The sequence below is a fragment of the Janthinobacterium sp. NKUCC06_STL genome, assembly GCF_019345455.1.
In the GTDB taxonomy this organism is placed as follows: domain Bacteria; phylum Pseudomonadota; class Gammaproteobacteria; order Burkholderiales; family Burkholderiaceae_D; genus Janthinobacterium; species Janthinobacterium rivuli.
This window is the reverse complement of the sequence record NZ_JAHKQY010000011.1, coordinates 1-13,193: the sequence shown is the minus strand read 5'-3', so window position 1 is coordinate 13,193 and position 13,193 is coordinate 1. Positions and strand designations below refer to the sequence as shown.

The following is a 13,193-nucleotide window of genomic DNA, read 5'->3' as shown; positions in this document are numbered from 1 at the left end:
GCCGCATGGCTGCCAAGTCAATCATTGCGTAGCATGCTAAAATCTGCCTTGATATATCGTTTCTACGGGAGAAATTGATGGCCAAATTTACCCAGCAAGATCGTCAACGTTCCGTCAATCAAACACTGGCAAGTTGGGCAATTGAAGGCTTTGAGCCAGATCAGCAATACTTGGCGTTGCTTGACCGCTATATTCAAGGTGAACTTACGCTTGCCCAGGTGCGCGCAATGACCGATGTCCAATTTGGTGTCAGCGCTGATGACCAGGAAAAAACACCAGTCCTGCATGCCGCGTGACTTTCAATGACCCCTATTGTTATCCTGGTACGGATATTCTGCGTAACAAGCCGGATATCCGTGACAAGGAACGATTGAGGCAGTTCGAATTTCGTAAAACTGCCGAGCGCTCCATGGAGCTTCAGGAAAGCCCAGTTGTTGGACGATTCGATTTAGCACACTTGCAAGCAATACATTCCTACCTTTTTCAAGACCTGTATGCCTGGGCCGGAAAAACTCGGACCGTGGATATTTCCAAGGGTTCCACGTTTTTCGCGCATCACGCCGCGATCCAGAACTATGCAGACAAGCAGGTCTTTCCAGCCATTGCACGCGACAAGCTGCTTGTCGGGCTCGATAAGCCGATATTCATTACGCGCCTCGCCTATCACTATGCCGAAATCAATGCCCTGCATCCGTTCAGAGAGGGCAACGGACGCAGCACGCGGCAATTCATCGAGCAACTGGCACGGCATGCGGGCTTCGATCTCGACTACACTAAAGTGTCTCAAAAAACCTGGATAGATGCGGCCACTGTGAGTTTTGCCGGCAACGTGGGGCCGATGGAAAACGTGTTCACAATGATAACCAGCCAGCAGTAGTCAGGCCTCCTGGCGCATTCCGTCAAGCGTTACGCCTGATTGCGTTTTCCGCAATTTGAAGTTGCATCCGGAAAAATCCACGGCGCCTATACTGCCGCTGTCGATCATTCCTTATTGCCTATCATGCTGACCATCTCGCTGCTGTGTTTATTTGCCTTCTTTGCCGGCCTGATCGATGCCGCCGTGGGCGGGGGCGGGTTGATACAGCTGCCGGCCCTGTTCAACCTGATGCCGAACATGGCCTCAACGTCCTTGCTGGGCACGAATAAACTGGCGTCCGCCTGCGGCACCACGTTTGCCGCCCGCTCGTTTGTCGGCAAGGTGCATATCCCCTGGCTGCTGGTGCTGCCGGCCGTGGCCAGCGCCTTCGTCATGTCCTTCATCGGCGCGGCGGCCGTGTCTTACGTGCCGCAACAGGTGGTGCGCCCCATGGTGCTGGTGCTGATCATCATCATGGCCATCTACACCTTCATCAAGAAGGATTTCGGCACGACCCGCGAAGCGCGCCCCATCGGTCCGCGCGAACGCATCCTCGCCATCGTCATCGGCGGCGCCATCGGCTTTTATGACGGCCTGTTCGGACCTGGCACGGGCAGTTTCCTGATTTTCCTGTTCATCCGCGTCTTCGGCTTCGATTTCATCCTCGCCTCGGCCTGCTCGAAGCTGGTGAATATCGCCACCAACGTGGCCGCGCTGGCCTTCTTCATTCCCGCCGGCCACGTGGTGTATGCCGTGGCCGCACCGATGGCTGTGTGCAATATCCTTGGTGCGCTGACTGGCACCTGGATCGCCGTGCGCCGCGGCGCCGCCTTCGTGCGCATCCTCTTCCTCGTGCTGCTGGTGCTGCTGATTGTGAAATTGTCTTACGACATCTTCTTCAAGTAAGTTTTTGAACGACAACAAGCCATGAAAACCATCCAGGGCGTGCTGTGGGACAACGATGGCGTGCTGGTCAACACCGAGCAGCTGTTTTACGAAAGCAACCGCGACTTGCTCTTGCCCTACGGCATAGACCTGACGCCGAAGCAATTTTTTGACTGGTTCCTGGACAATAATTACGGCGCCTGGCATGTGCTGCTGGGGCAGGGCCACGACATTGAGCTGGTCGAGCGCCTGCGGGCCGAACGCACCGTGCTGTTTGCGCAACGCCTGCGCCAGGCGCGGCAGCTGGCCATGCCCGGCGTCAAGCAAGTACTGGCGGCGCTGCGCCCGCACGTGGCCATGGGCGTGGTCACCAGTGCTTATGAACAGCATTTCCGGATCAGCCATGCGGCCACGGGCTTGTTGCAACATTTCGACTTTGTGCTGACGCGTGAAATGTATGGCGACAGCAAGCCGGCGCCCGACGGTTACCAGCTGGGCTTGCAGCGCCTGGGCCTGGCCGCCGCCGACTGCGTGGCCGTGGAAGACTCGCCGCGCGGCTTGCGCGCCGCCAATGCGGCGGGGCTGGAATGCATCGTCGTGCGCAATCAGATGAACCGTCATCATGCGTTTGACGACGCTTTTTGCGTGGTGGATTCAAACGCCGAGCTGGGCGAGGTACTGGCTTCGTTCGTGCCCGGCATGACGCGGTCGCAGGGACAATTAGAGGCCTTCCTCTGATCCGTCTTGCCGGCATGCCATTACAATTGTTTATCGCATTCACCGGCACCGTCCCACGATGACCCTCCCGCAACTGCACTTTGCCCACGCCAACAGTTATCCTGCTGGCACCTACCGCAAGCTGTTTGGCTTGCTGGGCCAGCACTACACCGTGCAGGCGCTCGACATGCACGCGCACGACCCGAATTATCCCGTCAGCACGGGTTGGCCCGAGCTGGTGCGCGAATATATCGACGAGCTGGAACGGCGCTACAGCGCGCCCGTGATTCTCGTCGGCCATTCGCTGGGCGGCATGCTCAGCGTGATGGTGGCCAAGCAGCGGCCCGATCTGGTGCGCTGCGTGGTCTTGCTCGATTCGCCCGTGGTGGCGGGCTGGCGCGCCTTGCTGGTGCGCCTGGCGCGCAACACGGCGCTGGGCGAGCGGTTCTCGCCGTCACGTTTTTCCGCCCGGCGGCGCAAGCTGTGGCCCGATGCGCAAGCGGCGTATGAGCATTTTGCCGCCAAGGACATGTTCGCCATCTGGGCGCCGCAGGTCTTGCGCGACTACATCGACAGCGGCCTGGTGCCCCATCCGGAAGGGGTGCAGCTGCGCTTTACGCGCGAAGTGGAAACGGATGTCTACCGCAGCTTGCCGCACCATATCGGCGGCCTCGTCAAGGATGGCTTGCCAGTGCCCATCGGCTTTATCGGCGGCACGGAATCGGTGGAATGCCGCCAGGCGGGCTTGACGGCCACGCGCAAGCTGGTCGGCAAGTTTTTCCGCCAGGTACCGGGCGGCCATCTGTTTCCCATGGAAAACCCGGAACTGACGGCACAGGTGGTGCGCGAGATGATCACGGCATTGCTGGCGAAGCAATAGAATATCGCCAGGGATTTTCAGGCGATGGGGGCCAACGGCGGCGGATTTTCGCGTAAAATCCTGCCATCCGGGCCGCGCCTGCACCAGATGTGCGGCTCCAGCCATTCCGATATTCTAGAAAGATACCCCTGCGATGACGATTAAAAGCGATAAATGGATACGCCGCATGGCGGAAACAACGGGCATGATCGAGCCGTTCGAACCGGGCCAAGTCAAGGAACGCGACGGCAACCGTATCGTGTCCTATGGCACGTCCAGCTATGGTTATGACATCCGTTGCGCCGACGAGTTCAAGTTGTTCACCAATATCAACACCACCATCGTCGACCCCAAGGATTTTGACGCGAATAATTTCGTCGACGTATCGGGCAAGGGTTATTGCATCATCCCGCCGAACTCGTTCGCGCTGGCCCGTACGGTCGAGTATTTCCGCATTCCCCGCAATGTGCTGACGATTTGCCTGGGCAAGAGCACCTATGCCCGTTGCGGCATCATCGTCAACGTCACCCCGTTCGAACCGGAATGGGAGGGTTTTGTGACGCTGGAGTTTTCCAACACGACACCGTTGCCGGCGAAAATCTACGCCAACGAAGGCGTGGCGCAAGTGCTGTTCTTCGAATCCGATGAAGTGTGCGAAACGTCGTACAAGGATCGCGGCGGCAAATACCAGGGCCAGGTTGGCGTGACCTTGCCGAAGACCTGATTGCAGCGAAGGGCGGGGCGCCATCCGGTTTAGCAGTCTTTACCTGCCTTTACACCCGCCGACCTACATCCGCGCGCCATGCCTGCCGTTAACCTTGGTATTGAAACACTGAGGAGGCAGTATGGTAGCGGCAATCGGTTCAGGCGGCGCAGTCGGCGCGGCCAGTAGCGCCAGTGCGGGCAGCGGTTCGCAGATCGCGGCGCTGCAAAAGCAGATCACGGCGGCGCAAAAGCAGTTGACGGAGTCGCAGAAGGGCGAGCAGACGGAGGCGTCGCAAAAGCTGCAGCAGCAACTGGCGCAGCAAATCCAGGCCTTGCAGGCGCAAATTGCCCAGTTGCAAGCTGCCGCCGCGCAGGCGCAGCAAGACGCTCAGCCGGCCAGCAGCGCCGATACGGCGACGAGTCCAGCGCAATCGACCTCGTCGACCCTGGGCAGCATCATCGATACGCAGGCATAACAGCAGATACGCACGGATAAAACGCCAGGCTCGCCGACAGGTCAGCCTGGCGTTTTGACGGGCAACAGCATTTCCACGCACAGTCCGCCACCGCTGCGCAAGCTGGCACTGATGCGGCCGCCATGGGCGTTGATGACGTGCCGGGCGATGGCCAGGCCCAGGCCGTGGCCATCCGTGCTGTGCTGGGTATTGCTGGCGCGGAAGAACGGTTCAAAGATGCGGGCCAGGTCGGCGCTGGCCACGCCGGGGCCACGGTCCAGCACGGCGATGCGCAGCCATTCCTGCTTGTCATCATGCAGGCGCGACAGCTCCACGTGCACCGTGCCGCCATCGGGGCTGTGCTTGATGGCATTGCGCACGACGTTTTCCACGGCGCGGGCCAGCAGTTCCGGCTGGCCCGTGACGCTGGCGTCGGCCATGGCCGCGTCGCCCGCCAGGGCTATGCCCAGCAGGCGCGCCCTGGCTTCATAGCGGGCGTCGTCCACGATGTCGTGCACGAGATCGGCGATGCTGACGTCTTCGCTGTGCGTGTGCCCGGCACCCGCTTGCGCGGCGCCGGCCTCCAGCCGTGACAGGGTCAGCAGTTCACCGATCAGTTTATCCATGCGCTCGCTTTCGCGTTCGATGCGCTGCATCGAGGCGGCCATCTTTTCCGGTTGCTGGTGCGCCAGGCCGATGGCGGCCTGCAAGCGCGCCAGTGGCGAGCGCAGCTCGTGCGACACATCATGCAGCAAGCGCGTCTGGCTATCCATCAGGCTGCGCAAGCGGCCCGTCATGCGGTCGAAATCGCGGCCCAGGTCCGTCAATTCATCGCCGCGCTTGCCGCTGGCGTGAAAGCGCGGCGCCAGGTTGCCGTGCGAGGCGGCCTCGAACGCCTGCCGCAAGTCGCGGATGGGGCGCGCAAAATACCAGGCCAGCAAAAAGGCGAACAGCAAACTGGCGGCGATGGCGGCGGCCAGGGGGATGAAGTTGCGGTAGGGCGTGTCCATGCGCGGCGGCATGCCGCGGCCGAATTCGCCGCGTGGCGGTGGCGCGCCCGCTTCGTGCGGCCGTGGACCGGCTCCCATGGCGCGCGGGCCGCTCATGGCGACGGCGTTGAGCGTGTCGCGCGCGGCGCCCGCCTCGGCATTGCGGAAGCGTTCGGACGAGGGCAGGAACAGCAGGTAGCGCTTGCCGTCGCCGCCGGCCGCTTCGCGCACGACGGGATGGGCCTGGCCCTGCTCCAGCATGGCGCGCGCCTTGGCCAGCATGGCGGGATGCACCGTGCGGCCCATCAATTCTTGTCCTTTGGCATCGACGGCAAACACGCGCATGCGTTCGAGCTTGCCGAGGAATTGCCGCAAGGCCTGGCTGCCGCCCGCTTCCACAGTGGCGCTGGCGGCCTCGATGATCATTTGCGCGGGCGGACTGGTATCGATGTCGAGAGCCCGTTCCTGCTGTGCTGCCCGGTTTTTCAGCCAGAAGGTGCCGCCGATGCCGATGGTGGCCGTCACTTGTGCCAGCATGATGCACAGAAAAAACTTCCAGAACAGACGGCCCACGCTTACTCCTTGATCAGCTGGTAGCCGAGACGGTACACGGTTTGCAGGCAGGAACGGCCATCGGCCAGGCTGCCGAGCTTGCGGCGCAGGCTGCTCAAGTGCACGTCGATATTGCGGTCGAAGCGGGCCATGGGCCGCCCCAGGCCCAGTTCCGACAATTGATTCTTGCTCACGGGTTTGCCCGCATGGCGTACCAGCACTTCCAGCAGGTTGAATTCCGTGCTCGTCAGTTCCAGGTGCGCACCGGCCCAGGCAACGCGGCGCTGTTCGGGCCACATCGTCAGTTGCCCCACGGTCAGCGGCACCAGGCCGGACGCATCGTGCGGCACGGCTTGCGAACGGCGCAGGATGGCGCGGATGCGCGCCGTCAGCTCGCGCGGCGTGCACGGTTTGGTGACGTAATCGTCGGCACCCAGCTCCAGGCCCACGATGCGGTCCGTATCGTCGCCGCGCGCCGTCAGCATCAAGATGGGCAGGTTGCTGCCGGCACGGATGCGGCGCAGGGTTTCCAGGCCATTCATGCGCGGCATCATGACGTCGAGGATGGCGATGGCATACAGGCCCGTCAGCGCTTCGGCCGCGCCGCTTTCGCCGTCATGCACGGCGCGCGCATCAAAACCTTCCTGCGTCAGGTATTCCTGGAACATGCCGACCAGTTCCACGTCGTCATCGATTAACAAAACCTTGCTCATGCCTGTGCTTTTTTCGGGTGAATATCGCCCGATGATAGCAGTCAAAGGGGGCTGTTCACGGCGGTTTTACCCGCTTTTACATACGTTCGCTTACATTTCCGGCGCTTCCTTTACGCGCTTTTACGCCGCCTTGACGTTGCTTTACACGCCAGACGGCGACAATCAGGGCTGATCGCCACGAAAGGAAATCCCGATGAAATATCTGAGTATCGTCGTCTCTTTGTTGCTGCTGTCCGCTTGCAGCATGCCGCTGCTGGCTCTGGCCCAGTCTGGGCCGCCGCCAGTCTTGCCGCCGTTTCTGCATGGCATCGAGCTGAACGAAGCGCAGCAGGACAAGATTTTCGCCGCCACCTACGCCCAGGCGCCCTTGCTGCGGGAACAGGAAAAGATCGCCTTCAAGGCCCATGAACAGTTGCGTGCGCTGGCCGGGTCCAGCGCCTACGACGATGCGAAGGCCAGTGCGCTGGCCAGCACGGCGGCGCAAGCCATGGCGCAGATCAGCTTGCAGCAGGCGCGCCTCGAGCAGCAATTGCTGGCCGTGCTGACGCCGGAACAGCGCCAGCAGGCGCAGCAGCGGAGCGACGGCCGCCAGGGCCCGCGTCGGCTAGAGCGCCCCGAGTAAGCGGCCGGCGCGACCACAGGGAGAGCCAGCATGCGCATCCAGGCGCTCTCGCGACGGGCCACGCAGGTTTTGTACCTGTGCGCCAGCCTGAACCCCGCCCTGGCGGGCTTGCCCCACTTGATGGAATATATATGGAATTACATGATCACGGTTTGGCATCCGACCTTGAAATGATGCGGCGACAGGCGGCTGAGCGGCGGCAAGTGCTGCGCTGGCTGCTGGCCGGCGCCGCCACCTTGCCTTTGATCGGCTGTGGCGGCGGTTCGGACGCCGGCGCCACGGCGGCCAGCAGCGGCACCGTCACAGTAGCGGCCACGGGCGCCTGCACGGTGATACCCGAGGAGACGGGCGGGCCGTATCCTGCCGATGGCACGAACACGCATGGCGGCAGCATCATCAATGTGCTGAACCAGACGGGCGTCGTACGCAGCGATATCCGCGCCAGTTTCAATGGCGCCACCGGCGTGGCGGCGGGCGTGCCCTTGACCATCCATTTGCAGTTGCTTAACGCCAGCGGCGGCTGCGCCAGCCTGGCTGGCTACGCCGTTTATCTGTGGCATTGCGACCGCGACGGCCTGTATTCGCTGTATTCGAGCGGCGTGACGGCGCAAAATTACTTGCGCGGCGTGCAGGAAACGGACAGCACCGGCAACGTCAGCTTTACGACCATCTTTCCCGGCTGCTACGCCGGGCGCATGCCGCACGTGCACTTTGAGGTCTATCCCAGCCTGGCCAAGGCGGCCTCTGCCTCGAACCGCATCAAGACCTCGCAGTTCACCTTGCCGATGGCAACCTTGAACGAAGCCTACGCAACTAGCGGCTACACGGCCAGCGTGCGCAACCTGGCGCAGATCAGTTATGCCAGCGACAATGTTTTCAGCGACGGCAACAGTTTGCAGATGGCCACGGTGACGGGCAACGCTACGGATGGCTATGTCGTCACCCTGACCATCGCCGTGAATGGTTAAGCCGTCGTCATGAAACCCAGGTCGCGCCGGCTGAAGTTGCCGATGTTCGGGAACACCTCGGCCAGCTGGCTGTCGGCCACGCCGAACCACTTGGCCAGGGTGGCGCCGTACTGGTCGACGGATGTGGTCGGCAGCAGGGCGCCGGAACCGACGTCCAGCTCATGGCCCAGGCCCGTGGTGGGGAAGGCGCCGTAGATGTCGCGGCCCTTCACGGCGCCGCCCACGACAAAGTGGTGCGCGCCCCAGCCGTGATCCGTGCCGTCGCCGTTGCTGCTGAAGGTGCGGCCGAAGTCCGAGGCCGTAAACGTCGTCACCTGGCGCCGTACGTCGGCACCCTGCAGGGACGCCAGGGTCGCGTCGAAATACGCGAGCGCGTGCGCCAGGCGCGCCATCAGGTCGCCATGCAATTCCTTCTGGCGGTCATGCGTGTCGAAGCTGCCCAGGGTCACATAAAACACTTGCCGTTTCGCTCCCAGGGGGCCGCGCCCGCCAATGATGCGCGCCACCGTCTGCAATTGCACGGCCAGCTGGTTGACGCTGGACGCGCCCGTGTTCGGGTTGATATAGGGCGGCGGATTGGGCACGCCGCCCGCGCCGGCCGCCAGCATGGCGCCGCTCAGCACGCTCTGGCTGGAAATGGCGCGCTGCACCGTTGCCACGTGTTCCTGCTCCATCATGTCGTCGCCCGCCGTGCTGATGATGTCGCGCAAGGCGGTTTCACCCTCTGTGGTGTCGAACAGGTAGCCGCCGCCGATATTGCGGATCGGCACGGCGCCCGCCCGGCCCACCTGGAACTGGCGCACCTGGCGCCCGCTGAGGAAGAGCGCGTTTGACGCGGCCGAGATGGCGGTAAACGTCGCATTTGCGTTGCCGGCGCCGAGCAGGTCGCCCAGGCGTCCGCCCCAGCCGATGCTGGCGCCTTCGGGCAAGCCCGATTGCCACGTCGATTGCTGGTCGTTATGCGAAAACAGTTTCGGCGGCAGCGCCACATTGCCCGCCTTGTATTGCGCCAGGGTCACGGGCTGGATCAGGGTGCCGACATTGGCAACGATGGCGGCGCGGCCGCCGTCGAACAGGTCTTTCACGGGAGCGAGCGCGGGATGCAGGGCAAAGCTGCGGCCCGCCTGCGCCGTGGCGGGCGTGATCGGCAGCACGCCGCCCGTTTCGCCGACGCCGGGCAGGTGGATCGAATCGTTGCTGCCTGTGTTGCGCAGGCGCACATATTCACTCCATGAAGGCGTGTCGGTGGCCAGCACCGTGTTGAAGGTATCGTTGCCGCCGTTCATGAACAGGCAGACGAGGGCCTTGTAGTCGTCGGCGGACTGGGCCGCAGCCTGACCCATGGCGGCCAGGTTGAGGGCGAAGGGCGCGGCCGTGCTGCCTGCCAGGCCCAGCATGGAGCCGAGGAAGCGGCGGCGCGAGAAGTGAGTAGGGGTATTCATGCAGCTTCCTTATTTTTGAACCAGGTATTCAGGCGAGGCCATGGCCAGGAAAATGGCCAGGTACACGCGGTTGGATTTCGCCTTCGTCACTTGCGCGGCATTGCTGCCGTTGGCAGCGGGAATCGCGATGCTCGTGACGGCCGACAGGATCTTGGTGCGCAGCCGGGATGACATATTGCCGGACATTAATAGCAAGTTGACCCGATCCAGCAAGGCGGCCGGCTGCTCGGCCAGCGCCAGTTCGGCCGAGTAGTCGGCCTTAACGGCGCTGTTTTCCGCCACGCCGCCGCTGATGGCGTCCTGCATGAAGTTCAGGTAGCCGGTGACGGACGGCTCCGACGTGATCTGCATTTCCGGCGCCACCAGGCCAGCCGTCGCCAACGCCGAATTGGGCGGCACGTAGGACGGACGGAAATAATTGAAGACGGAGGGCGCGTTCATGGGATTCTGGCCCAGTCCCGACAGCGGATCACTGAGGTAATAGATGCGGTACTGCAGGGCGGCATCCCTGGCGTGGAATGCGCGCATCCAGTTGCCCAGACGCACGAGCGGTTCACGTAATTTGCCCGTGCGCAGGCTGCTGCCGGCTGGCGCCAGCGCTTCGGGATCGAGCAGCACGGCGCGGATCACGGCCTGCATGTCGCCGCGCACGCCCGAACCATTGTTGGCGAAGGCGGCCGCGACCCTGCCCACATAGGCCGGGCTGGGGTTGCTGGTGACTAAGCGTTGGATCAGCTGGCGGCCAAAGAAGGGGCCCGCATTCGGATGGTTGAACAGGGTGTCGAGGGCCAGCGCCATGTCCGCTTCGCCGCCGGCGGCGCCCGCCGCGCTGACGCCCAGAAAGCGTTTTTCGCTGGTCGAGTGGTACGCCGCATAGTTCTGCATCGGCTTCCAGTCGCGGTCCGGATCGGCCACGCTGCCAAAGAAGCGGTTCGCGCCCTGGTCCGGCCCGGCCCAGCTCCAGCCCGTAAACACTTTCGCCAGGCCGCTCACATCGTCGCGCGTGTAAGTGTCGATGGGTTTGCCGCCGGACAATTTCAATGAACCATCGGCATTCAGCTGGTACAGGCCGATGGTAAATAACTGCATCACTTCGCGGGCGAAATTTTCGTCGGGCGTGCGCGTGGCCGATTCCTTCTGGTTGCGCAGGTGCGACAGGTACAGGCCCATCATCGGATGCGTGGCCACGCCCTGCAGCAGGGTGCGGAAGTTGCCGAACGCGTGTTGCCCCAGCATATCGTAATAGCTGGCGACGCCCCGCGTTTGCGGCCACACGGCCTCGTTTTGCGTGGAGACGACAAAGATTTCCGACAGGGCAAAGGTCACGCGCTGGCGCAGTTGGTCGTCGCCGCGCACGGCTTGCTGCCAGAACGATTCATAAAAGTCGTTCGGCACGGCCTGGGTGGCCGCCGCGCCCGCGACGGGATACTTGGCGTCGATATATTTACGGTGCAAGGTTTGCGGCTTGGAAAACTGCGCGCGGAACCAGGCGTCGCTGTCGCTGGCGGCCAGGGCATCGATGGCCGCCATGTCCGGCCCGAACGTGGCGCGGCCCAGGAAGCGCGACGCTGCCGGGCGCGTGAACGTGGCCGTCTGGCCGGCCGGTGGCGTGGTCAGAGGCGGCGGCGGAATGGTCTCGCCGGGCTTGGTGCCGGGGGCTGCCGGATCGCCGGGGGCGGTGGTCCCCGGTGCCACGGCCGAGATGTCCGGGTTCTGGCTGGCGCCGGTCTTGCTGTCGCCGCCACCGCCGCAGGCGGCTAGCAGGCTGAGTAGGGTGATGGCCAATAAACGGCGCAAAGTAGGGTCTATCATTTAGTTTCTTTCAAGCAATCAAATTCTGGCCCGTTAATTGTAGGGCCTGCCTACTAAAATCCTGTTTCCAATTAACTATTTACGTGTTGGCCACGTTTATTTTTGCGATCATTTGGCGTGGCAATGAAGGTGTTTTTGAAGATGTAGCGCGAAGTTTGTTTTTTGAAAATGAAAAATATTTTTTGTCTAGAACAAGCACTGTGGCGGATAGGCGACGTAACCATTCCTGCCAATTAAGCTTGTTCAAAAGCTCATCTTGACAACGAAACCCGCTTCGCCGGAAACCATGGTTTTTACGCTATCGGCGAAACGCCGTTCGCCGTCCTGTCTCTTTTTTCCCCTGCGCCTGACTGGCATGGCCCTTGCAACAGGGAGGCATGGCTTACCCGCCCATCTTTCACCGGAGCCTGTCATGACCAGCCGCCTGCTCGCCTATCGTCCCGAAATGGAATTGCCTGAAGCGCCGGGCGTGCTGCCTTTGCAGCAGGAAGATGAACTGGCACTGGCGGCGCAATTGCTGGAATTGCAGGCGCCGGCCCAGTTCGATGATTTCCTGAGGCGCCAGCTGGACGCCACGGCGGCGGGACAGCAAGTGCGCGGCACGCCGCTGGAAGGCCCGCTGCGCCAGTTGCTGGGCAAGGTGGTGGCGCCCTTGCTGCCCCTGCATGGCGGTTCGCCGCAGGCGCTCAAGCGGCGCGCTGCCCGCATCTTCGGCATGGAACTGGAAGGACTCAGCCCGGAAGACAAGGAATTCGAACTGGCGCGCCAGGTCGTGCATCTGATCGATGCCGTCAACACGGCGCTGGCGCAGGACGGCGGCATGGGCACGCGCGCGCCCGGGGCACGGGTGGAAACGGCCTTGCTGCAAGTGGCACGCAGCGAGGCGCCAGGCTTGCTCAGGCAGGCGGCGCAAATGTCGGGGCGGGACGCTGGCCGCTGGCGCCGCGAGGGCGGGCACATCGTCGTGCTCGATTGTTAGCCGGACGGCCAGTCTGTCCGGCAAGGTAGTCCCAACCGAGGTAATCACTTTGAGGAGCTGATCATGCATGACTTGGATCGTACGACCCTGGAATACGGGCAGGAGATGTCCGGCTTTGAAGCGGAACAGTTCGAGTTTGGCCAGGGCGAGTGGAGCGGCGAGGGCGGCGCGAACGCCATGTTTTCCGAGACCGAGGAGATGGAACTGGCGAATGAACTGTTGTCGGTCAGCAATGAAGCCGAACTGGAGCAGTTTCTCGGCAATTTCCTGCGCAAGGCCGCGTCGGTGGCGGGCGGCATCATCAAGTCGCCCGTGGGACAAGCCATCGGCGGCGTGCTCAAGGGTGTGGCGAAGAAGGCCATTCCCCTGGCCGGCGGCGCCATCGGCGGCTATTTCGGCGGCCCGCTGGGCGCCAAGATCGGCAGCGGCCTGGCCTCGGCCGCCGGCGGCGCGCTGGGGCTGGAAGCGGAAGCGTCGTCAAACGAGGACCGCGAATTCGAAGGCGCCAAGCAGTTCGTGCGCCTGGCCGCCGATACCGTCAACCGCGCCGCGCAGGCGCGCGGTGCGGGCGATCCGCGCGCCATCGCCCAGGCGGCCGCCAGCGCGGCGGCGCGCCAGTTCGCGCCCGGCTTGCTGGGG

The 13,193-nt window shown here is 63.0% G+C and carries 14 protein-coding genes and 1 pseudogene; 11 read left to right on the top strand and 4 right to left on the bottom strand.

The window, feature by feature from the left end; all coding sequences use genetic code 11:
- Nucleotides 1-77: 77 nt before the first annotated feature.
- From KO539_RS25300 to KO539_RS25270, 7 genes are all read left to right on the top strand, one after another.
- On the top strand, nt 78-296 hold the full coding sequence (locus KO539_RS25300) for an antitoxin VbhA family protein (protein ID WP_219312683.1): 219 nt from the start codon (nt 78-80) through the stop codon (nt 294-296).
- Nucleotides 293-877: a Fic family protein gene (locus KO539_RS25295; protein WP_219312681.1), complete on the top strand. Its 585-nt coding sequence runs from the start codon at nt 293-295 to the stop codon at nt 875-877. The genes KO539_RS25300 and KO539_RS25295 overlap by 4 nt, the downstream gene beginning before the upstream one ends.
- A 123-nt stretch (nt 878-1,000) precedes the next feature.
- Entirely contained in the window at nt 1,001-1,762 is a 762-nt protein-coding gene (locus tag KO539_RS25290) for a TSUP family transporter (protein WP_034756294.1), read from the top strand.
- A gap of 21 nt (nt 1,763-1,783) precedes the next feature.
- Nucleotides 1,784-2,479: an HAD family phosphatase gene (locus KO539_RS25285; protein WP_219312679.1), complete on the top strand. Its 696-nt coding sequence runs from the start codon at nt 1,784-1,786 to the stop codon at nt 2,477-2,479.
- Nucleotides 2,480-2,537: 58 nt separating this feature from the next.
- Entirely contained in the window at nt 2,538-3,338 is an 801-nt protein-coding gene (locus tag KO539_RS25280) for an alpha/beta fold hydrolase (protein WP_176389165.1), read from the top strand.
- A gap of 133 nt (nt 3,339-3,471) precedes the next feature.
- On the top strand, nt 3,472-4,041 hold the full coding sequence (gene dcd, locus KO539_RS25275; protein ID WP_035819543.1) for a dCTP deaminase: 570 nt from the start codon (nt 3,472-3,474) through the stop codon (nt 4,039-4,041).
- Between the two features lie 121 nt (nt 4,042-4,162).
- A complete protein-coding gene (locus KO539_RS25270) occupies nt 4,163-4,498 on the top strand; it encodes a FlxA-like family protein (protein ID WP_219312677.1) in 336 nt (111 codons plus the stop codon).
- Between the two features lie 41 nt (nt 4,499-4,539).
- On the opposite strand, the gene KO539_RS25265 is transcribed toward KO539_RS25270, so the two are convergent.
- Together KO539_RS25265 and KO539_RS25260 are read right to left on the bottom strand one after the other, a co-directional pair.
- Nucleotides 4,540-6,039: an ATP-binding protein gene (locus tag KO539_RS25265; RefSeq protein ID WP_219312675.1), complete on the bottom strand. Its 1,500-nt coding sequence runs from the start codon at nt 6,037-6,039 to the stop codon at nt 4,540-4,542.
- A gap of 2 nt (nt 6,040-6,041) precedes the next feature.
- Nucleotides 6,042-6,731, bottom strand: a complete 690-nt coding sequence (locus tag KO539_RS25260) for a response regulator transcription factor (RefSeq protein WP_219312673.1) — start codon at nt 6,729-6,731, stop codon at nt 6,042-6,044.
- 193 nt (nt 6,732-6,924) lie between these two features.
- Here KO539_RS25260 and KO539_RS25255 point away from each other — a divergent pair, with 193 nt between their 5' ends.
- Both KO539_RS25255 and KO539_RS25250 read left to right on the top strand, forming a co-directional pair.
- Nucleotides 6,925-7,353, top strand: a complete 429-nt coding sequence (locus KO539_RS25255; RefSeq protein WP_051958667.1) for a Spy/CpxP family protein refolding chaperone — start codon at nt 6,925-6,927, stop codon at nt 7,351-7,353.
- 131 nt (nt 7,354-7,484) lie between these two features.
- Nucleotides 7,485-8,321, top strand: a complete 837-nt coding sequence (locus tag KO539_RS25250; RefSeq protein WP_219312671.1) for an intradiol ring-cleavage dioxygenase — start codon at nt 7,485-7,487, stop codon at nt 8,319-8,321.
- Here KO539_RS25250 and KO539_RS25245 read toward each other — a convergent pair.
- Nucleotides 8,318-9,763, bottom strand: a complete 1,446-nt coding sequence (locus KO539_RS25245) for a DUF1501 domain-containing protein (protein WP_219312669.1) — start codon at nt 9,761-9,763, stop codon at nt 8,318-8,320. The genes KO539_RS25250 and KO539_RS25245 overlap by 4 nt on opposite strands.
- Nucleotides 9,764-9,772: 9 nt before the next feature.
- On the bottom strand, nt 9,773-11,575 hold the full coding sequence (locus tag KO539_RS25240; RefSeq protein ID WP_219312667.1) for a DUF1800 family protein: 1,803 nt from the start codon (nt 11,573-11,575) through the stop codon (nt 9,773-9,775).
- A 412-nt stretch (nt 11,576-11,987) separates the two neighbouring features.
- On the opposite strand from KO539_RS25240, the gene KO539_RS25235 reads away from it, so the two are divergent.
- A complete protein-coding gene (locus KO539_RS25235) occupies nt 11,988-12,554 on the top strand; it encodes a hypothetical protein (RefSeq protein WP_219312665.1) in 567 nt (188 codons plus the stop codon).
- A gap of 63 nt (nt 12,555-12,617) precedes the next feature.
- Nucleotides 12,618-13,193 (top strand): annotated as a pseudogene (locus KO539_RS25230) (hypothetical protein); the annotation flags it as partial.

What these genes read in the sequence shown, in the direction of transcription:
- KO539_RS25290 (WP_034756294.1), top strand. Translation starts at nt 1,001, where the DNA reads ATGCTGACCATCTCGCTGCTGTGTTTATTTGCCTTCTTTGCCGGCCTG.
- KO539_RS25245 (WP_219312669.1), bottom strand. Translation starts at nt 9,763, where the DNA reads ATGAATACCCCTACTCACTTCTCGCGCCGCCGCTTCCTCGGCTCCATG.
- KO539_RS25260 (WP_219312673.1), bottom strand. Translation starts at nt 6,731, where the DNA reads ATGAGCAAGGTTTTGTTAATCGATGACGACGTGGAACTGGTCGGCATG.
- KO539_RS25235 (WP_219312665.1), top strand. Translation starts at nt 11,988, where the DNA reads ATGACCAGCCGCCTGCTCGCCTATCGTCCCGAAATGGAATTGCCTGAA.
- KO539_RS25255 (WP_051958667.1), top strand. Translation starts at nt 6,925, where the DNA reads ATGAAATATCTGAGTATCGTCGTCTCTTTGTTGCTGCTGTCCGCTTGC.
- KO539_RS25270 (WP_219312677.1), top strand. Translation starts at nt 4,163, where the DNA reads ATGGTAGCGGCAATCGGTTCAGGCGGCGCAGTCGGCGCGGCCAGTAGC.
- KO539_RS25285 (WP_219312679.1), top strand. Translation starts at nt 1,784, where the DNA reads ATGAAAACCATCCAGGGCGTGCTGTGGGACAACGATGGCGTGCTGGTC.
- KO539_RS25300 (WP_219312683.1), top strand. Translation starts at nt 78, where the DNA reads ATGGCCAAATTTACCCAGCAAGATCGTCAACGTTCCGTCAATCAAACA.
- KO539_RS25240 (WP_219312667.1), bottom strand. Translation starts at nt 11,575, where the DNA reads ATGATAGACCCTACTTTGCGCCGTTTATTGGCCATCACCCTACTCAGC.
- dcd (WP_035819543.1), top strand. Translation starts at nt 3,472, where the DNA reads ATGACGATTAAAAGCGATAAATGGATACGCCGCATGGCGGAAACAACG.
- KO539_RS25250 (WP_219312671.1), top strand. Translation starts at nt 7,485, where the DNA reads ATGGAATTACATGATCACGGTTTGGCATCCGACCTTGAAATGATGCGG.
- KO539_RS25280 (WP_176389165.1), top strand. Translation starts at nt 2,538, where the DNA reads ATGACCCTCCCGCAACTGCACTTTGCCCACGCCAACAGTTATCCTGCT.